Below are 19739 nucleotides of genomic sequence, written 5' to 3' on the forward strand. Positions count from 1 at the left end.
GCATCGTCGCGCGCGATGTGTAGTTCCGCGCCGTTCGGTTCCGAGCGTAATCTGGAACACACAAATTTCTTTGATTCTGATTGAATGTTCAGTACCTTTGGCGCATGACGGTCGTGGCGCTGAGGGGGGTTGAAGAGGTCGTTTCGGGCAATGACCTGGCGGATCGGACAGGTTCAATCGCCGCCGAGTCCGCCGCCTCCTTCGTCACCCTCGCCGCGCCGGGCAAGTTGATCGAGGTGTCCGGCGGCGCCGCGGGCGCTCGCCTCACCACTGCCGTCGCGCTGGTCCGCCAGGCCCAGCTCGAGGGCGAGACCACCGCGTGGATTCAGCCGGTCGGTGGCCCGCTGTTCCCGCCCGATCTGGCCGACTCCGGCGTCGACCTCGACGCCCTGATCGTCGTCCACATCCCCGAGGATCGCGGCTCCGCCGGCATCGCCCGCGCCGCCGAGCTACTGCTGCGCTCCGGCGGCTACGGCCTGTGCGTCCTCGATCTCAGCGCCCCGCCGCCCCCGCGCGCGGACGCGAGCGAGCGGCCGGCCCCGGCGCCCGGACAACATGTCCCCGAGAACATGCCCGAACGGCCCTGTCCCCGAGGACTGCACGGCAGCGCCTGGCAGGCGCGCCTGGCCGGGCTCGCGCGCGCCCACGGCTGTCGCGTCGTCCTCCTCACCCGCGGCTCGGCCCGGCGCGACTCGCTCGGCCCGATGGTCGGCCTGCGCCTCCAGCCTCGCCGCGAGCGCCGCGGCTCCGGTCTGTTCGCCGTCAACCCCGACGTCCTCAAGCACAAGGGCGCCCTCCCGCGCCCCGCCGCCAGTGAGCTCCGCCGCGGCCCCTGGGGCCTCGTCTGACGCTCGCGCCGCCGTTCGCGTCGCCAGCCCGCCCTGCCGCTGCTCGCTCCGCGCCCCGCTCTCCGAATCGCCACGCGCTCTGCCCCTCGACAGCTCTTCGTCTCCGCGGACGCCCTCTCTCCTCGCGCCTGCAGCTCGCTCCCCGCTCTCACGCTCGCTCGCGCCCGCGCTCTTCGTCTCCGCTGACGCCCCGCTCTCCTCGCGCCCGGCTCTTCGTCTCCGCCGACGTCCCTCTCGCTCGCGCTGCGGCTCGCGCCTTCCGCTCTCGCATCGCTCCCGATCTTCTCTCGCTCGCGCCGCTGCTCGCTCCTCCGCTCTCGCTCGCGCATCGACGCTGGTGCGCGCCTTTGCTCCCATGGTCCGTCCTTCGCTGCCCGCAGTCTTCCGCGACGCGCCCGTCCTGAGCGGCGGGCCCGGGCGCGGGCCGGAACCTGACTCCAAGGACAGGAGCGAACCATCGACCCCCGCGCGCCTCGCCTGCGCCCACCTGCCCGCCTTTCCGCTGCAGGTCCTGCTGCGGCGGCGGCCCGAGCTGCGCGGCGCCCCCGTCGCCGTCACCAGCCGCGAGGGCCCGCACGGCGAGGTCCTGTGGGCCAGCCAGGCCGCACGGCGCCGCGGCGTCGCCCGCGGCATGCGCTGCGCCGCCGCCCGCAGCCTCGTCCCCGAGCTCCACGCAGAGCCTGTCCCCGAGGACATCCTCTCCGCCGCCGCCGACGAGCTGCTGCGCGCCCTGCTGCGGCGGTCGCCGCGGGTCGAGCCGTGCGCCGACCCGCGCGGCGCCTTCTGGCTCGATCCCTCCGGGCTCGAGCGGCTGCAGGGCGATCTCCCGACCTGGGCCGGCGGCCTGCGGCGCGATCTCGAGGCGCTCGGTTACGCCGCCGGCGTCGCCGTCGGCTTCTCGCGGTACTCCACCCTCGCGCTGGCGCGTCACGGCTCGCTCGCCGCGCCGCTCGTGCTCGCCAGCCCCGCCGAGGAGGCCGCCCGCGCCGGGGCCGTCCCGCTGGCCGCGCTCGACCTCCCACCTGTCCTTCAGGACACCCTCGAAAAGCTCGGGATCTCCAGCCTCGGCGGCTTCCTCGCCCTCCCGGCGGCCGAGGTGCGGACCCGCCTCGGCAGCGCCGCCGCGGCCCTCCACGCCCGCGCCGGCGGCCGCGAGCACGCCCCGCTGCGGCCCGCCGAGCTCGACGACCCGCCCGAGCTCGCGCTCGAGATCGACCCACCCGACGACGACCGCGAGCGGCTGCTGTTCGCCCTCAAGGAGCCGATCGCCTGTCTCTTACGCCAGGTCTGCACCGGCGGCGACGCCCTCGTCCTGGTCCGGCTGACGCTCGAGCTCGACCACGAGGATCCCGCCGTCACCACCGTCGAGCCGGCCGCGCCGCTGCAGGCCGAGCCGGACGATCTCCTGCAGCTGCTCGACCTCCTGCGCCTGCGCCTCGACAACCTCGTCCTCGCCGCGCCGGTCAAGCGGGCCGTCCTCGTCGGCCTCGGCGCCCGCGCCCGCGCCGAGCAGCTCGCCCTCCTGCGCGGCCGCGGTCGCGACCTCGCCGCGGCCGCCCGCGCCCTCGCCCGCGTGCGGGCCGCCTTCGGCGAGCAGGCCGTCACCCGCGCCGCCCTGCGCTCCGCCCACCTCCCCGAGGCCAGCTTCGCCTGGGAGCCCGTGTCCGAAGTGACATGTCCGATCGTCCATGACCTTCCGGCCAACCACCACGAGGCCCTGGCCGCCCCGCCGCTGTGCCGGCGCCTGCTCCCGCGCCCGCTGCCGCTGCCGCGCCGCGACGAGGCCGACGAGCACTGGCTGGCCGCCAGCGGCCTGGTCCGCGGCGCCGTGGTCCGCATGGCCGGCCCCTACCGGGTCAGCGGCGGCTGGTGGGCCCGCGAGGTCGAGCGCGACTACTACTTCGCCGAGACCGTCCACGGCGACATCGCCTGGCTGTTCTACGACCGCCCGCGCGACCGCTGGTACCTCCACGGGATCCTCGACTGAGAGCCGCGCCGATGACCGTCCGCGCCGCGGCCCTGTGGGTCAAGAGCAACTTCTCCTTCCTCGAGGGCGCCTCGCACCCCGACGAGCTCGTCGCCGCCGCCCACGCCCACGGCCTCCAGGCCCTCGCCCTCACCGACCGCGACGGCGTCTACGGCCTCGTGCGCGCCCACGTCGCCGCGCAGAAGCTCGGCCTCCCGCTCGTCTGCGGCGCCCAGGTCACCATCGGCGACCCCGACGACCTGCTCGGCGTCGCCCCCGAGGCCCCGCCCGACGATCCCGAAGGACATGCCCTCTCCGACATGCTCGATGTATCAGGTCCTGACGGACATGCTCATTCGGACAAGTCCAAAAAGCCAGCCGCCAAGGAGCACGCCAGGCAGGACCGGCGCGGCCGCCCGGCCCAGCGCTCCCGCGCCGCCGCACCGCCGCCCGGGCGGCCCTTGATCCTGCTCGCGCCCACGCGCGCCGCCTACTCCGACCTGTGCGGCCTGCTCTCGCGCGGGCGCATGTCCTGTCCCAAGGGACACAGCCGGGTCCGCCTCGCCGACCTGCCCGAGCACGGCCGCGAGCTGGTCGCCCTCGCGCTCGACCCCGACATGCTGCCGGCCCTGCGCGAGTCGTTCGCCGGCCGCCTCTACGCCCTCGTCGCCCGCCACCGCGTGGCCGCCGAGGCCCCGCTCGAGGCCCGCCTGCGCGCCGTCGCCGGGCGCCTCGATGTCCCCGTCGTCGCCGGCACCGAGGTGCTCTACCACGACGCCGCCCGCCGCCCGCTGCAGGACGTCCTGACCTGCGTGCGCCGCAACGTCAGCCTCGCCCAGGCCGGCGCCATGCTGCGGGCCAACGCCGAGCACGACCTCAAGTCGCCGGCGCAGCTGGCCGCGCTGTTCCGCGACGACCCGGCCGCGCTCGCGCGCACGCTCGAGGTCGCCGAGCGCTGCCGCTTCTCGCTGGCCGAGCTGCGCTACCGCTACCCCGGCGGCTCGCTGCCCGACGGCACCTCCGGCTCGGCGTGGCTGCGCGAGCTGACCTTCCGCGGCGCCCGCGAGCGCTACCGCGGCGCCGTCCCGCCGGCCGTGGCCGCCCAGCTCGACCGCGAGCTCGCGCTGATCGAGGAGCTCGACTACGGCGGCTACTTCCTGACCATGTGGGAGCTGGTGCAGTTCTGCCGCTCGCAGCAGATCTTGTGCCAGGGCCGCGGCAGCGCCGCCAATTCGGCCGTCTGCTTCTGCCTCGGCATCACCGCGATCGACCCCGTGCGCATGGACCTGCTGTTCGAGCGCTTCATCAGCCGCGAGCGCGCCGAGCCGCCCGACATCGACCTCGACATCGAGCACGAGCGACGCGAGGAGGTCATCCAGCACGTCTACCAGCGCTACGGCCGGCGCAACGCCGCCATGGTGGCGATGTTCATCCGCTACCGCCCGCGCTCGGCGATCCGCGACGTCGGCAAGGCTCTCGGGGCCCCGCCCGACCTGCTCGACCGCGCCGCCAAGCTGCAGAGCGGCTGGAGCTCCGAGCTCGACGCCGACATGCTGCGCGCCGCCGGCATCGACCCCGACATCCCGCTGCACGGCCACCTCCTCCGCCTCTCGCGCGAGATCCTCGACTTCCCGCGCCACGCCGCCACCCACCCCGGCGGCTTCCTCTTGGGACATGACCCTGTGGACACCCTGTGCCCGATCGAGCCGGCGGCGATGGTCGGGCGCACGATCGTCCAGTGGGACAAGCACGACGTCGAGGACCTCGGCCTGTTCAAGGTCGACCTGCTCGGCCTCGGCGCGCTGGCGCAGATCCGCCGCGCCCTCGAGCTCGTGCGCGTCCACCACGGCCGCGACCTGACGATGGCCACCATCCCCGCCGAGGACCCCGCCACCTACGCCATGCTGTGCGAGGCCGACACCGTCGGCGTGTTCCAGATCGAGAGCCGCGCGCAGATGTCGATGCTCCCGCGCCTGCGCCCCACCACCTTCTACGACCTCGTCATCGAGGTCGCGATCGTCCGCCCCGGCCCGATCCAGGGCGACATGGTCCACCCCTACCTGCGGCGGCGAAACGGCGAGGAGCCGACCGTCTACCCCCACCCGAGCCTCGAGCGCGTGCTCGCCAAGACCCTCGGCGTGCCGCTGTTCCAGGAGCAGGTCATGCGCCTCGCCATGCTCGCCGCCGACTACACCCCCGGCGAGGCCGACCAGCTGCGCCGCGACATGGCCGCCTGGCGCAGCCCCGGGCGCATCGAGCCGCACCACGACCGGATCGTCGAGCGCATGGCCGCGAAGGGCATCGACCGCGAGTTCGCCGAGCGGGTGTTCGCCCAGATCCGCGGCTTCGGCGAGTACGGCTTCCCCGAGAGCCACGCCGCCTCGTTCGCCCTCATCGCCTACGCCACCGCCTGGCTGCGCCGCCACTACCCGGCCGCCTTCACCTGCGCCCTGCTCAACGCCCAGCCGATGGGCTTCTACCACCCCTCCACCCTGGTCGCCGACGCCCAGCGCCACCACGTCGAGGTGCGCCCGATCGACGTGCGCAAGAGCGCCTGGGACTGCACTTTGGAGCATGACCCGGAGGACAGCTCGAAGGTCGCCTTGCGCATGGGCCTGCGCTACGTCAAGGGCCTCGGCGCGCTCGACCGCGCCGCGCTCGAGGGCGCACCTGGCCCTTACGCCAGCCTCGACGACTTCGCCCGCCGCACCCGCCTGTCGGCCGCCGCGCTGCACGTCATCGCCGAGGCCGGCGCGCTGCACGGCTTCGGCCTCGACCGCCGGGCCGCGATCTGGCGGGTCCGCGGCCTCGCAGCCGCGCGGGGCGACAGCCTGCCGCTGCCCGAGGCCGTCGCCCCGCCCGCCCAGCAGCCGCTGTTCACCCCGCTGACCGCCGGCGAGGCCGTCCTGTGGGACTACCGCCGCACCCACCACAGCACCCGCGGCCACCCGCTGTCCGAGTGGCGCCCGGCCCTGCGCCGCCTCGGCATCGAGGGCGCCGCCGCCGTCGCCCGCCTGCCGGGCGGCAGCCAGGTCGACTACGTCGGCGCCGTCACCTGCCGCCAGCGCCCGCCGACCGCCGGCGGCGTCACCTTCTACACCCTCGAGGACGAGACCGGCATGCTCAGCCTGATCGTCTGGGCCAGCGTCTACGAGCGCCACGGCCTGCTGGCCCGCACCGCGCAGCTCCTCGGCGTCAGCGGCCGCCTCCAGCGCGAGCAGGGCGTGCTCCACCTGATCGCCGACGCGCTGTGGGACCCGCGCGACGCGCTCGCGTGAGCCGTCGCTAGCCGGGCGATGACATGACCCGAAGGACATGTCTCTCGACCTGACCCCAAGGACATCCTCGCCCCGGCGGCCCGATCGCGAGCGCGGCCGCCGGGGCCTCGCCCCGACGGCCGCACCTGCCCTGAAGGCCAGCCGTCACAGCTGCTGCGGCGGGTTGGCCTTGAACGTGTACTTGTACGAGGCGATGCCCTCGCGGCGGTCGACCGGGTCGAGCACCAGGCCGTCGACGGCCCGGACGATGCACTGCTGCAGCGCCTCGGGGGCCTGCGTGCCGGTCGGGTCGACGGCGACGTCGAACAGCCTGCCGGTCTTTTTCTCGACCTTGAAGCGGACCAGGACCTCGCCGCCGACGCTCTGGTCGTCGACCAGCGCCTGGTCGTAGCAGTCCTTCACCGCGCTGTTCTTGGTCTCGAGCAGCGTGCGGGTGTCGGCGCGGTAGGTCTCGGCGTCGCGCTTGACGCCGGCGCAGCCGACCGCTGTCGCGGCCAGCAAGAGGGAGCTGAGGATGGTGGTGATACGCATGTTGATGGCTCCCCTCTACTTGGCTTCCTTGGCCGCCGCGTCCCCGGCCGCCGCGTCCCCTGCCGCCGCGTCTCCAGCGGCCGCGGCCTCGGACGGGGTCTCGGGCGACGGATTGGCGACCGTCGACGTCGACTCCTCGACGACCTTCTTCTGGCCGGTCTTCGGGTCGATCTCGACCTTCTTCTTCGTCACGTCCTGCTCGACGATGTTGAACTCGACGCGGCGGTTCTTCTCCTTGCCCTCCTCCGTCGATTCGTCGGCGATGAGGCGTGTCTCGCCGTAGCCCTTGGCGGTGAACATCTCCTTGGGCAACTCGCCCTTGGTGACGAGGTAGTTCATGACCGCCTTGGCCCGCTGGTCCGACAGCTTCAGGTTGTGCTTGTCGGTGCCCTCGCTCGAGGTGTGGCCCTCGATGGCGATCTTCTTGATGTGCGGGTTCTCCTTGATGACCGAGATGATCTCGGCCATCAGCCCGTCCGACTCGGGGCGGATCGTCGCCTTGTCGAGGTCGAACTGGATCTTCTCTCCGATCGAGATCTTGTTGTCCTCGACCACCACGCGCTTCGGCGGCTCCGGCTCCGGCTCGGGAGGTGGTGGCGGCGGCGGCGGCGCCGGCAACGGCGGCGGGTCCCCGATCACGGCCAGCGCCGTCGCGTCGTCGAACACGGTCGGCGCGCAGGCGGCGACCTGCGACGCGAACACCGCGAGCAGAGTCGGCAGGATGAGTCGAGTTGTCCGAGACATTGGCATCTGAGTCTCCTCCGTGGGGCCGCAGTGGGCCCCGGCGGCTTTGATACACCGCCGGGACGGCCCGGGCGGTGAGTTTACGGCAGCTTTACCGACTCGAGCCAATTCGCCAACAACCTGGTCGAATCCCCGAATTCGCCAGGATTCGCCGATTTCAGGGCCGCTCCCGGCCATTCAAGCGTCGAACGCGCGCGAGCCGCCCGTTTGCGCCCCACGCATCAAGGGATCCCGCACACACCGACGTTCTCGAACCCGGGGGGCGCCTGTCCTTCGCTGTACCAGGCGATGCACGACATCTTCTCGTCGAGCTCCTGGCACGTCGCGTCGCCCTCGGAGGTGTCGCACCACGGCGAGCAGCAGTACGAGAAGGTGCATTCGGGCACGAGCGCGTCGAAGATGCACGCGAAGCCCGGCGCGCACGACGACCAGCCGATGCACGGGTCCTGGTAGGTCGCCTCCGCGCCGCCCTGCACCACCGGCAGGCACACGAAGTTCGTGTTGCCGACCTTGATCGCGTCCATGTAGCAGCCCTCGCCGTCGGCGCAGTTCTGCAGCAGCGGGTCGCACTGCTTGAAGCAGTTGCCGAAGTCGTAGCCGAAGAACAGCTTCACGCAGGTGGTGTCGCTGCCCTCGCACATCGGGTTCTGCGAGTCACCCGTGCAGTACGGCAGGCAGAAGCCCGAGCCGTCGTAGTCGAGGTCGAGGCAGACCGTGCCGAGCGCACAGTTGTCGTCGCCGAGGCCGTCGCCCCCGACCGAGCACGGCTCGTTGGGGGCCTTGGGGTCGTCCTGCACCGGCACGCACTTGATGCCCTCGGGGATGAACGTGTTGGGGCTGGCGTAGGCCGTGCACTTCTGGCCCTCGGGACAGTCCTGGTCGTACAGGTTGCACATCCCCCCGCCCGAGGGATCGGCCGTCGTCCCGCTCGTATCGCCGCTCGTCGGCTCGCCCGTCGTCGCCTCGGCGGCGGTCGTCCCCTCCGTGGACGTCGTCGGCGACTCTCCCGTGCCGGTCGACGTGCTCTCCGGCATGCTCGTGGGCACCCCGGAACCCGCCGGCAGCCAGTCGTCGCTACAGCCCGCAGCGGCCAGGAATGCGAGGGAAAGTGCCCGAATCTGCATGCGAAGAGCTCTTCTGCGACGCTACGGAGCGTCGTTGCCGGTGTCAAGTTGTCGGCGAGGCCGCCTTCTGGAGCCGCCTGTCTGGTGCTACCGCCGCTTCGCACCGACACGCGCGAGCTCACAGGCCCGTCCAGCGACGCGCGCGGAGTTCGGTTATGGTGCAGCCATGGCCGCCCCTGATCCTGACGACCTTGTCTCCTTTCGCAAGAAGGCCAGCGCAGTGCTAGGTCCCGAGCATCGTGAGATCTCGGACAAGGCGCTCGAGTACGCGGAGACGGGCGTACCGAGCGGCGACCTCGTCGCCGCGGCAACCTTCGCGCCCGGCGATCCGGGCCACGCGTCGCACGGTTCGCACGGCTCCCACGGCTCGCACGGTTCGCACGGCTCCCACGGCTCGCATGGATCGCACGGCTCCCACGGCTCCTGGTGAGCGCTCGCCTGCCGGCGCGATCGAGGCGCGGATCGCCGGCAAGGCCCCGCGGGTGCATATCCTGACCGGCGCGGTGTGCAACAACAATTGCATCTTCTGCATGGAGGAGGACCGCGACGGCCGCTACGTCGTCAACTCCGCCACCACCGACGAGACCGTGCGCTGGATCCTCGGCCAGCACGACGCCTTCGAGGAGGTGTGCTTCACCTCCGGCGAGCCGACCACCAACCAGCGGCTGCCCGTCTGGGTGAAAATGGCGAAAGAGGCAGGTGCGCGCCAGATCAGCATGATGACCAACGGCCGCGCGCTGAGCTACGACCGCTACGCGCGCCTCCTGCTGTCGGCCGGCCTCAACAAGGTCTACGTCAGCATCCACGGCCACACCGCCAAGCTGCACGACGGCCTCACCCGCACGCCCGGCAGCTACGAGCAGACCGTCGCCGGCATCGCCACCATCGCCCGCTACAAGCGCCTCGGCGTCGCGCTGCACACCAGCACCGTCGTCACCAAGCGCAACCTGCCGCACCTCCACGACATCTACGTGTTCTTGCGCGAGCGCGGGGTCGACCAGGTCGTCTTCAACGTCATGCAGGCGAACGGCCGCGCCAACACCTTCTTCGACCAGCTGTTCCCGACGTACACCGAGATCGCCGGCGCCGCCGAGGTCTTCTTGCAGCAGGCGAGCGCGCGCGAGCGCCAGGTCCAGGCCTTCTTCGTCGACATCCCGCTGTGCACCACCACCCGGCTGCCCGATCACAACCGCGGCTACGTCGAGGACTACGTCCACTTCGAGCCGCCCGTGGCCGTGCACACCGATCTGATCCCCGCCGACCGCCTGGCCGAGCGGCGCTCCGGTCCTGACGGTGGCCTCGTCGCCGTGCGCCGCGCCGACCTCGACGACAGCGCCCGCCACAAGCGCCCCGAGTGCGCCGGCTGCCGCTACGATCGCGTGTGCGAGGGCGTGTGGGGCAACTACCTCCGCCGCTACGGCTGGGACGAGTTCGCCCCGGTGGCCTGACGTCCGCCCGCCGACCCCCGCGAGGCCGCGCATGCTCCTCGACGCCGCCACCGCGCCGCTGCCCGACCCCGCCGGCCCCGACGCCGAGGCCGCCCTGCTCGCGCCGTTCTTCGCCGCCTACCGCCGCCGCTTCGGCGTCGCGCCCGCGACCACCCGCGACGCCCACGGCCTCCTGCTCCGCTTCCCCGCCCACGACGCGCCCGCGCACGCCGTCGTCGTCGGCCGCGTCGACGTCCTCGGCGGCCACCCGGCCGTCCGCGCGTACCTGCGACAGCTCGGCTTCGGCTGGGACGCCCGCGGCTTCATCGACGCCACGCCCGCCCCCGCCAGCCTGCTCGCCCGCGTCCCCGCGCTCGGCCCGCGCCCGCGCTACTATCAAGCTGCCTATTCGGCCATGAACAAACGAACATGGCTCGAAGGCAACCTGCGCGGCGAGGTCCCGCTCGCCCTCGGCAGCGCCGCCTACTACGCCGCGCTCGGCGCGGCCGCCCGCCTGCGCCTGCCCGAGCCCCGGCGCGTGCGGGCCGGCCGCGACTACCACTTCTTCGGCGTCCAGCACGACATCACCAAGCACCTGCTGCTGACCCACCTCGTCCCGCGCCCGCTGCTCCTCGACCTCGGCCGCGCCCTCGCGGCCGGCCTGCGCCGCTGGCACCGCGGCCCGCTCGTCCCCGCGCCGCTGGCCCGCTTCTACGAGAACGACCTGCTCGCCTACTGCCAGCAGATCTGGCGCGACCTCGCCGACCCGGCCGAGTTCGTGCCCACCTGCCTGCTGCCGCCCAACCTCGATCAACTGTGGCGCGCCGTCGACGCCCGCCTGCGCGAGTCGGCCGCCGGACCGCACACCTGGATCGCCACCGACGCCGACACCTGCCCCGACTTCCACATCGCCCGCCCCCGCCGCGCGTCCTGACGACACCTGTCCCGAAGGTCGCGTCACTGCCCCGCCGCCTCGGGCAGCGCCCCGAAGCGGACCAGCAGCCGCCGCGCCAGGTCGACTCGCAGCGGGATCAGGCGCTCGAGCTCCTTCTCGGGCGTCCGGATCATCAGCGCATAGGCCCAGGTCGACGGGCCGCGCTCGGCCAATCCGACCAGCCAGCCGACCGCGAGCCCGTCGTGCTCCGTGAGCCCCGTCTTGCCACGCCACGACCAGCCGGGGGCCTGGGCGCGCGTCAGCATGTGCTCGACCAGGGCGCAGTGCGCGGGGGCCACCGGCAGCGCGCGGCGGTGCAGGCGGCTCATGAACTCCACCTGCTCGCGCGGCGAGATCCGCAGCTGACCCGAGAGCCAGAAGCGATCGATCCCCCCGCCGATGTCCGCGTTGCCGTACGCGAACGCCTTCAGCGACGCCTGCATCGCCTCCGGCCCGACACGCCGGGCCACCTCCTGGAAGAACCACACGGTCGAGTCACGCAGCGCCGACGCCAGCGTGTGGTCGCGGTTCCACTCCCGCGGGCCCTCGCGCTCGACCCCGTCCCACGGCAGCGATGCGTCGGCGCCGCCCAGCACCCCGCGCTCGAGGGCGATCAGCGCGTTGGGGATCTTGAAGGTCGACGCCGGCAGCTCGCCGACCCCTGCCAGCCGCGCATCGCTCACGATCTGCTCGCCCGTCGTCAGCGAGCGCAGCACGAACACCCCCTCGACCTGCGCCGCCGCGAACAACTCCTGCGCCGACGCATCGACGCGCTCGACCACCGCGGGCGCCGGGCTCTCGGCGCCCCGCGCCTGAGCAGCGACCGCCGCCACGGCAGGCGGCGCGACCGGGGCCGCCGGCCGGGCGCACGCAGGTACGACGAACAGAGCGAGGCCGAGCCACCGGCGCATGGCGGCACGACGCGCGAACCCGGCCGCGCATTCCCGAGCCGCAGCGGAACCACAGCCCGTCGCCTCCGACCTCCGCCGCGGCTCGCTCTGCCGGCGGCTCATCGGCCCCTGCACCTCACCACATGTCCCGAGGGACAGCCTATGGCGGCGCCGCCTGGACAGCGCCGCCTGCCCCGTTCATGTTGGTCTCTCGTCCGGAGGTAGACCGTCATGGCCCAGATCGACATCCGTCGCGCGAACTCGCTCGGCAAGGCGACCGCGCGCGAGCGCACCGAGGCGCTCGCGCGCCGCCTCGAGACCAAGTTCGGCATCCGCTGGCAGTGGAAGGGCGACGACCTCTCGTTCAACGCCCCCCAGGGCCCCGCCAAGGGCACCACCGGCACCATCAGCGTCGAGGACGCCGGCGTCCGCGTCCAGGTCGCCCTCCCGCTGCTGCTGCGGGCCTTCAAGGGTCGGGTCGAGGATCGGGTCAACGAGGAGCTCGACAAGCTGCTCGCCTGAGCGCCGGCGAGCCGCGCCCGACTCACACCTGTCCCGAAGGACATATCCCCTGGCTCGCGCGCGCATCGAGCACGCGGTGCAGGGCTGCCACCACCTCGTCGGGCTCGCTGCCCATCGCCACCGGCTGATTGGCGTACGTGCTGGGGAACTCGAGCTTGCTCTCGTGGTAGCGGGCCTTGAACTCGGTGAACTTGAGCCCGTGGGCCGTCGAGATGACGATCACGCGCTCGCGCCGGCCGATCACCCCGCGACGGGCCAGCTTCTGCAGGCACGCCAGCGCCACTCCCGTGTGCGGGCAGTTGAACATCCCCGAGCGGTCGGCCAGGGCGGCCGCGTCGGCCAGCTCGGCCTCGCTCGCCTCCTCGACCAGCCCGTCGCAGCGCTGTAGCGCGCGCACGGCCTTCGGCAGCGACACCGGCGCTCCGATCTGGATCGCCGACGCCAGCGTCGACTGCGCGTGTTGCGGCGCGTAGTCCTCCTCCGTCATCGCGCGCCCCTCCGCCTGCGCGCGCGCGAACGCCAGGTACAACGGATCGGCGCGCTGGGCCTGGCAGCACACGAGCCGCGGCAGCCTCGCGATCACCCCGAGCTCGAGCATCATCTCGAAGCCCTTGGCCAGCGCCGACACGTTGCCGAGGTTGCCGCCCGGGATCAGCACCCAGTCGGGCACCTCCCAGTCGAACTGTTGCACGATCTCGACCGCCACCGTCTTCTGGCCCTCGACGCGCAGCGAGTTCATCGAGTTGGCGAGGTAGATGCCCGGGTCCTCGGTGAGGCGCTGGACCACGCGCATGCAGCCGTCGAAGTCGGTGTCGAGGCTGCACACGATCGCCCCGTTGGCGACCGGCTGGATCAGCTGCGCCGCGCTGATCTTGCCGGCCGGCAGCAGCACGACCACCGGGATCCCGGCCGCCGCGCCGTAGGCCGCCAGCGCCGCCGACGTGTCGCCCGTCGACGCGCAGGCGACCGCGCGGATCGGTCGCCCCTCCGCGATCGCCTGCTTCACCGCCGACACCAGCACCGTCATCCCCAGGTCCTTGAACGAGCCCGTGTGGCTGATCCCGCACTGCTTGACCCACAGGTCGTCGAGCCCGATCGACTTGCCGTAGCGCTCGGCCCACAGCAGGTTCGAGTTGCCCTCGAACAGCGACACCACGTTGCCCGGATCGATCTGCGGCAGCACCCACTCGAGCTTCGACCACACGCCGCTGCCGAACGGCCACTGCGTCCGCCCGTAGCGCTCGTCGAACAGCCGGATCCACGCCGCCGCCGAGCGCGAGCGCAGCGCCGCGTGGTCGTGCTGCACCTCGAGCAGGCCCTGGCACCGCGGGCAGCGATAGATCACCTCGGTGAGGCCGAATCGGCCGGGACAACCGCGAAAGCACTGGAACCAGGCGGCGTAGGTCACGCGCGCAGGATGCCACAGTTCCGCCCGCCGGGCCGCGCCCGGATCGCCCGCCCGCGGCGGCCCAGGCCGCGCCCCTCGCCGGCCTCCGGCTCGCCAGGACCGCGGGCGCCGCGACCGCGAGCCAGGACCCAGGAGCCCTCCCCGGGACAGACGACGCGCCGGCACACGCGCCCTCGGACCACGGCGTCGACGCCGTCGCTGTTCGTGTACGCGAAGGACATGTCCATGTAAACATGTTTTATATACAGTGTCTCATCGACCATGTCTCCATGAACATGGCTATCCGTCCATGTTCTTTCAAACATGCTTCATGCGACATTTCCCATGCATCATGTCCATGTGCCCATGTCTGATTGGCCATCTCATGACCACGGCACGGACGACCGGCGGGACCCGTCGCCGAGATGCCGGTCGCATCGCGCAGCGGCCGAGCGCGACCGTGATGGCGCCGGGCGGCCTCCGACGTCGCGGCGGGCGCCCTACTCCACCGGCGCGAGGACGACGGCGGTCCCGTAGGCCAGGATCTCCGCCGCGCCGGCCATCACCGTCGACGTCGCCAGGCGCATGCCGATGATCCCGTTGGCGCCGAGCGCGAGCGCCTCGGCGCGCATGCGGTCGAGCGCCTGCTCGCGGCTCTGCGACAGCATCGCCGTGTACTGCGTCACCTCGCCGCCGACGATGTTGCGCAGCCCGGCCAGGAAGTCCTGCCCCAGGTTGCGCGTGCGGACCGTGTTGCCGCGGACCAACCCGAGCACGCGGACGACGCGGTACCCGGGCACCGACTCGGTGGTCGTCAGCAGCATGTCGCCGGCGCGGCGGTGCGCGAGGTCGGCGGCGTGGAGGACGGCGGGGGTGCTGCTCATCGCTGAATGTCCTTGTACGGGTCCTGGCGGTGATTGACGCGGATCCACGACAGCAGTAGCACGCCGAGACCGGCCACGACCATCCCCGGCCCGAGCAGCGGCATGGCCGCCCACGCGACCACGCCGACCGCCACCAGCAGGCCGCCGATCCCGCGCTCGAGCAGCACGCGTGGCGACCGCTCCGCGTGGGCGATCCGGTGGTCCGCCTCGACCCGCGCCAGCCACCCGCCGCCGAGCGCCGCCTGGCTGCTCCTCGCCTCGATCGCCGCCCGCAGCTGCGGATCGGCCTGCGCGTACAGCTCGAGCTCCTCGGCCTCGGCCTCGGACAGCTCACCGCGCGTGAGCCGGTCGAGCAGCTCGGACACCCGTCGCGCCTCGGGATCGTCGACCATCGCGGGCGAGATGATATCAGGCCAGCGCGACCGGTCCGAGCGCCCGGGCGACCACGCGCACATCCACGCCGGCGGCGAGCCGCCGATCGGGCTCCCTCGGGTTCCGGCTCCGCAGCAGCCAGCCTGGCCCGTCCTGGACGGGGATCTTGAGCACGACCTCGGCCAGCTCCGGCCCGTCGGCGATCGCCAGCACACACGGCTGGCCCTCGACCTCGCGCAGCGACCGCTCGCGCACCCACTCGCACAGCACCAGATCGCCGTCGCGGATCGGCGTCTCGCCGCCGTCCATCGAGTCGCCCTCGATCTGGACGACGAAGTGCCGCTTCGCGTCGACCGCGATCGCCGCGCGGATGGCCGCGACCTCCGCCCGCGGCTCCGCGTGGCTCAGCGGGCCGAGGCCGGCCGCCACCGCCAGCTCGCGGTAAAACGGCACCCCGCGGCGGATCGGCGCCACCTCCTCGCGCACGGGCTCGAGCCGCCAGCGCCCGTGGCGGCGCGCCAGCGTCACGAATTCCTTGCCCCACCCGGCGCGCGCCCCGAACCACCGGCGCAAGATGTCCGGAAGGACATTGTCCTTCGAACCTGGCCTTGTCGCCACATTCACCGCGATCTTGACGAACCTGAGCACGTACGGCTCGCCGTCGACCTCGACCTCGACCTCGCCCTGCGGCGTGTCGGGCCGGCGCTCCCGATTCAGCATCAGGATCGGATCGGCGTGGTTGTGGTTCAATTTGAGCTGGATCGGCGGCACCAGCCCCAGCACCGCCGGGCGCGCGTCGGCCTCCCGCTCGCGCACGCACAGCTGCTCGAGCAGATCGATGACGACGGTCGGCAGCTCGACCGCGCAGCCGGGCGGCAGCGCCAGCGTCTCGCCGCGGAGCGCCCGCAGCACCTCGACCCGCCCGAGGCCGCTGTCGAGCAGCGCGCGCAGGGCGTCGAGCTTGTCGAGGAACGAGCGGTGATTGCCGACGATGTCCACCACCGTGAGGTGCGACTTCGGTCGATCGCGCCCGAGCCGCAGCCCGCGGCCGATCTGCTGCAGGAACACGACCGGCGACTCGGTCGGACGCAGCATCAACACCGCGTCGATGTCGGGCACGTCGAGGCCCTCGTTGAACAGGTCGACCGCCGTCAACGCCGCGAGCTCGCCCGCGGCGAAGCGGCGCAACGACTCGGCCCGCGGCGCCGACGTCGGACCGCTGTGCACCGCCGCGGCCGCGACGCCCTGCTCGCGCAGGAACGTCGCCATGAAGTCCGCGTGCGCGACGCTGCAGCAGAACACCAGCACCCGCCGATCCCCGCGCGGCGCGTGCTCGTCGAGCGCCCGCAACGCCGCGCTCGCGTGCTCGCGGGTGGCGAGCGCCTGTGTCAACAGGGCCTCGTCGAAGCGCCCCGATCGCCACGGGATCTGCGCGTAATCGACGCCATCGCGGATCGCGTGGTAGCGGAACGGCGCCAGCAGCCCCGCCTCGAGGCCGGCGACGAGACCTGCCCGAAAGACCAGGTTCTGGTGGCACAACTCGAGCAGATCGGCCCCGTCACCGCGCTCGGGCGTGGCCGTGAGGCCGAGCAGGTACCTCGGACGCACATGGTCGATCAGGCGCCTGTAGGTCGCCGCCTCGGCGTGGTGAAACTCGTCGATCACGACATAATCGAAGCGCTCGGGATCCACCGCCGCCAGCGCGTCCGCCCGCGTGATCGCCTGGATCGACGCGAACACGACATCGGCGCCCTCGTCGCGCTTGCCGGCGAACCACTGTCCGAGCGAGCGACCCGGCAGCACCCTGCCCCACGCCGCGCGGGCCTGCTTCAAGATCTCCTCGCGGTGCGCGACGAACAGCGCCCGCGACCAGCCGGTCGTCGCGAAGTCGAACGCCGACAGCAGCGTCTTGCCCAGCCCGGTGGCCAGGACCACCAAACCGCCCAGGTCGCCTGACTCTCGGGACAGCTTGAGCTTGGCGAGCGCCGCGACCTGGATCGCGTGCGGAGTCGGCGGCAAGGGTGGCACGTCGAACGCCTCGACGGCCGGCGGCGCGGCTGGACGACGCTCGCGGTAATCCGCCAGCAGCTTCGGCGTCAACCGTTGCGAGCGCGGATCTTCCCACAGCGCCGCGAGACGTGCCCGGATTTCGGCGAATGCGGCCTGCTCCGCGACCGCGCGCAGGTTCCACTCGATCCCCTGATTCAGCGCCGACCGGCTCAGGTTGCTGCTGCCGACGTACGCGATCCCGACGTCGTCGTGGGCGACGAACACGTACGCCTTGGCGTGGAACGTCTGTCCCTTGGGAGAGCAGTACATTCGCACCTCCAGGCGCTCGTGCTCGCCGGCCAGGGCGAGCAGCTCCCCCAGCGCCGCGGGATCTGTGATCGACAGGGTGTCACCCGTCAACAGGCGGACGTGCGCGCCGCGCTCGAGCGCGTCCTCGAGATCGTCCTTGATCTCGCGCAGCCCCGACAGCATCACGAACGCCGCGACGATATCCACCTTCGTCGCCAGCCGTAGCCCCGCGCGGAGCACGTCGACCAGCGGCACCTCCTGCCCCGGCACGAAGCCTCGCAACGCCCGGAGCGGGTGGGCAGGCGCGATCGGGTGGACGCGAATCACCAGCGTATTTCCAGCGCCATGGACGAATTCCACCCGCCCGCCGTCCGGCATGTGCTCGCGCTGCACGGCGCCGACGAGCGAGAATATGTCGGAGAGTTCATCCGGAGACGCCTCGTCGATCGAGCGCAGCGATCGCAGCGGCCGGACCTCGATCACCGCGCCGCGACGCCACGCGCTCGCGCTCGCGTTCGCGGCCAGCTCGCTCGCGCCTGTCCCGTCGGACACGCGGCCATTGTACGGGCTCGCCGGCCCCGCCGGCAATCGCGGCGGACCTGCGCCGGCGACGGCCCGCAGGCGCGTGATTACGAGCTCCACCGCCTCGCCCCAGGTCCGCCTCGTGTTCGGCCCGCCACGCCGACGCGTGCTCCTCGGCGTACGCCTTCGCCTGGTGGCATCTTCGACTCCGTCGATTCGCGTGCGTCCGGCGAATCGCACCTTGTATCGGCGCGAGAGGTACGAATAATCAACAGTGAGCTCGGAGCGGTGGGGAATACCGTCAATGATCAATACGCCCCGGCGGTCGCGCATCCTCGCCGCACGCGCGCCTGCGGATCTTCAACGCCAATGCTGCGACCTCCTCCCGGACTCGAATGCGAGCACCCCGCCGTTCCGCGTCGTCTATGGCGCGCGCAAAGGCAAGCGGACCTATTGGCCCGCGCACGCGGCGGCTCAGGCCGCGTGGGTGCGCGAGCAGAGCGACGCGGGGCGGACCTTCGACGAGATCCGCGACGCGCTCGCGGCCGGCGAGTTCACGCCCCCGGCGACGAGCTAGCGAGCGCCGCCTGCACGCGCTTGAGCGTGTCGGGCTCGATGCGCACGCGCACGCGCGTCCCTGCCTCTTCGTGGGCCTCGGACAGCACCTGCGCCTCGCCGTGGAGCTGGGCGACCAGCGCGTGTTGCGGCCACGGGACCAGCAGTTCGGCCTCGACCAGGGCCTGGCCGAAGAACGCGACGATGGTCGCGCGGAGGCGGGCGACGTCGTCCTTGTCGAGGGCCGACATCTGGATCGCCTCGGGGAATTCGCGGCGGAGTTCCTCGCGCTGGGTCTCGTCGAGGCGGTCGACCTTGTTGAGGATCAGGCGCGTGGGCGCCTGCATCGCCCCGATCTCGCCGATGACCTCGCGGGTGACCGCGTACTGCTCGCGGAACGTCGGATCTGAGGCGTCGACCAGGAACAGCAGCAGCCCGGCGTGGCGGGCCTCGTCGAGGGTCGAGCGGAACGACGCCACGAGGTCGTGGGGCAGCTTCTTGATGAAGCCGACGGTGTCGGAGACCAGGATCCGCGGGTGCGCCTCCGGGTGCAGCGCGCGGATGGTGGTGTCGAGCGTGGCGAACAGCTGGTCGGCGACCAGCACCTGGCTGCCGGTCAGCGCGCGCATCAGCGAGCTCTTGCCGGCGTTGGTGTAGCCGACCAGCGCGACCGTCGGCTGGCCCGCGCGGTGCTCGCGGCGGTGGTCCTGCTCGCGGTGGACCGCCTCGAGCTCGCGCCGGATCTCGGCCATGCGGTCGCGGATCCGCCGGCGATCGAGCTCGAGCTCGGTCTCGCCGGCGCCGCGGCCGGCCTGGCGCTCGCCGCGGGCGCCGGTCTCGCGCAGGCGCGGCGAGACGTAGGCCAGGCGGGCCAGCTCGACCTGCAGCTTGGCCTCGCGGCTGCGCGCGTGGCGGTGGAAGATCTCGAGGATCACGCCGGTGCGGTCGAGCACCTGCACCCCCGTCGCCTTCTCGAGGTTACGCGCCTGGCTCGGGCCGAGCTCGTGATCGACGGCGATCAGCCCCGGCCGCCTCTTGCTGTCCTCGGGGACATCTCTGCCGACGATGGGGACCTGGCCGTCGTCGTCGTCGTCGGCCGCCTCGAACTCGTCGTCGTCGGCCTCGCCGCTCTCCTCGGCGCGGCGCATGCGGGCCTTGTCCTTCTTCACCGGCACGGCCGAGGGCACGTAGCCCTTGCCGCCGGTGAGCTCGGCCAGCTCCTTGAGCTTGCCCTCGCCGAGCACCACCGACTTGCTGAGCGTATCGCGACGCTGGGTCACCGTGTCGGTGACCTCGTAACCGAGCGTGTCGACGAGGCGCGCGAGCTCGGCGAGGTCGGCGGCGTGCTCCGCGTCGCCGACGCCGGGCAGCTGGACGCCGACGAGGATCGCGGTCGGCCGGTGGGCTGGTCGTTCGGACATGGGGGCGACAGACTGACGCTGCCGACCGCCGGCGGC

17 protein-coding genes are annotated in these 19739 nt (G+C 72.5%); 8 read left to right on the forward strand and 9 right to left on the reverse strand.

Going from position 1 to position 19739, the window contains the following annotated elements; all coding sequences use genetic code 11:
* Positions 1-104 precede the first annotated feature (104 nt).
* From K7C98_RS27950 to K7C98_RS27960, 3 genes are all read left to right on the forward strand, one after another.
* The gene (locus K7C98_RS27950; RefSeq protein ID WP_224194836.1) at positions 105-848 is read left to right on the forward strand and encodes a hypothetical protein; all 744 of its coding nucleotides are present in this window, start codon (positions 105-107) and stop codon (positions 846-848) included.
* Positions 849-1203: 355 nt separating this feature from the next.
* Positions 1204-2835, forward strand: coding sequence for a Y-family DNA polymerase (locus K7C98_RS27955; RefSeq protein ID WP_224194837.1), 1632 nt, complete (start codon positions 1204-1206; stop codon positions 2833-2835).
* A gap of 11 nt (positions 2836-2846) precedes the next feature.
* The gene (locus K7C98_RS27960; protein WP_224194838.1) at positions 2847-6092 is read left to right on the forward strand and encodes an error-prone DNA polymerase; all 3246 of its coding nucleotides are present in this window, start codon (positions 2847-2849) and stop codon (positions 6090-6092) included.
* Between the two features lie 144 nt (positions 6093-6236).
* Here the strand turns inward: K7C98_RS27960 and K7C98_RS27965 are convergent, their stop codons facing one another.
* The 3 genes from K7C98_RS27965 to K7C98_RS27975 all read right to left on the reverse strand — a co-directional run bounded on the left by K7C98_RS27965 (position 6237) and on the right by K7C98_RS27975 (position 8491).
* The gene (locus K7C98_RS27965; protein WP_224194839.1) at positions 6237-6623 is read right to left on the reverse strand and encodes a hypothetical protein; all 387 of its coding nucleotides are present in this window, start codon (positions 6621-6623) and stop codon (positions 6237-6239) included.
* 15 nt (positions 6624-6638) lie between these two features.
* Positions 6639-7367 (reverse strand): OmpA family protein, encoded by a 729-nt coding sequence (locus K7C98_RS27970; RefSeq protein WP_224194840.1) that lies wholly within the window; start codon positions 7365-7367, stop codon positions 6639-6641.
* Between the two features lie 221 nt (positions 7368-7588).
* A complete protein-coding gene (locus tag K7C98_RS27975) occupies positions 7589-8491 on the reverse strand; it encodes a hypothetical protein (protein WP_224194841.1) in 903 nt (300 codons plus the stop codon).
* A 166-nt stretch (positions 8492-8657) separates the two neighbouring features.
* On the opposite strand from K7C98_RS27975, the gene hxsA4 reads away from it, so the two are divergent.
* The 3 genes from hxsA4 to K7C98_RS27990 are packed head-to-tail and all read left to right on the forward strand — an operon-like array spanning position 8658 to position 10852.
* Complete coding sequence (gene hxsA4 / locus K7C98_RS27980) at positions 8658-8921, forward strand: His-Xaa-Ser repeat protein HxsA4 (RefSeq protein ID WP_224194842.1); 264 nt, start codon at positions 8658-8660, stop codon at positions 8919-8921.
* Positions 8890-9939, forward strand: a complete 1050-nt coding sequence (gene hxsC4 / locus K7C98_RS27985; RefSeq protein ID WP_224194843.1) for a radical SAM protein HxsC4 — start codon at positions 8890-8892, stop codon at positions 9937-9939. The genes hxsA4 and hxsC4 overlap by 32 nt, the downstream gene beginning before the upstream one ends.
* A 31-nt stretch (positions 9940-9970) precedes the next feature.
* Positions 9971-10852, forward strand: coding sequence for a hypothetical protein (locus K7C98_RS27990; protein ID WP_224194844.1), 882 nt, complete (start codon positions 9971-9973; stop codon positions 10850-10852).
* Positions 10853-10875: 23 nt separating this feature from the next.
* On the opposite strand, the gene K7C98_RS27995 is transcribed toward K7C98_RS27990, so the two are convergent.
* Entirely contained in the window at positions 10876-11763 is an 888-nt protein-coding gene (locus K7C98_RS27995) for a penicillin-binding transpeptidase domain-containing protein (protein WP_224194845.1), read from the reverse strand.
* Positions 11764-11973: 210 nt separating this feature from the next.
* Here K7C98_RS27995 and K7C98_RS28000 point away from each other — a divergent pair, with 210 nt between their 5' ends.
* On the forward strand, positions 11974-12264 hold the full coding sequence (locus K7C98_RS28000) for a polyhydroxyalkanoic acid system family protein (RefSeq protein WP_224194846.1): 291 nt from the start codon (positions 11974-11976) through the stop codon (positions 12262-12264).
* A gap of 22 nt (positions 12265-12286) precedes the next feature.
* Here K7C98_RS28000 and thrC read toward each other — a convergent pair whose 3' ends face one another.
* From thrC to K7C98_RS28020, 4 genes are all read right to left on the reverse strand, one after another.
* Positions 12287-13672, reverse strand: coding sequence for a threonine synthase (gene thrC / locus K7C98_RS28005; RefSeq protein ID WP_224194847.1), 1386 nt, complete (start codon positions 13670-13672; stop codon positions 12287-12289).
* 479 nt (positions 13673-14151) lie between these two features.
* The gene (locus K7C98_RS28010; RefSeq protein WP_431312843.1) at positions 14152-14475 is read right to left on the reverse strand and encodes a YbjQ family protein; all 324 of its coding nucleotides are present in this window, start codon (positions 14473-14475) and stop codon (positions 14152-14154) included.
* Positions 14476-14531: 56 nt separating this feature from the next.
* Entirely contained in the window at positions 14532-14927 is a 396-nt protein-coding gene (locus K7C98_RS28015) for a hypothetical protein (protein WP_224194849.1), read from the reverse strand.
* 16 nt (positions 14928-14943) lie between these two features.
* Positions 14944-17757, reverse strand: coding sequence for a DEAD/DEAH box helicase family protein (locus K7C98_RS28020; protein ID WP_224194850.1), 2814 nt, complete (start codon positions 17755-17757; stop codon positions 14944-14946).
* Between the two features lie 244 nt (positions 17758-18001).
* On the opposite strand from K7C98_RS28020, the gene K7C98_RS28025 reads away from it, so the two are divergent.
* Positions 18002-18304 carry a hypothetical protein gene (locus K7C98_RS28025; RefSeq protein ID WP_224194851.1) on the forward strand — a complete coding sequence of 101 codons (303 nt, stop codon included), beginning with the start codon at positions 18002-18004 and terminating at the stop codon, positions 18302-18304.
* Here the strand turns inward: K7C98_RS28025 and hflX are convergent.
* Positions 18282-19703 (reverse strand): GTPase HflX, encoded by a 1422-nt coding sequence (hflX, locus tag K7C98_RS28030; RefSeq protein WP_224194852.1) that lies wholly within the window; start codon positions 19701-19703, stop codon positions 18282-18284. The two genes, K7C98_RS28025 and hflX, sit on opposite strands and share 23 nt — an antisense overlap.
* Positions 19704-19739: the final 36 nt, after the last annotated feature.

The organism is Nannocystis pusilla, from assembly GCF_020073745.1.
GTDB classification, from domain to species: domain Bacteria; phylum Myxococcota_A; class Polyangia; order Nannocystales; family Nannocystaceae; genus Nannocystis; species Nannocystis radixulma.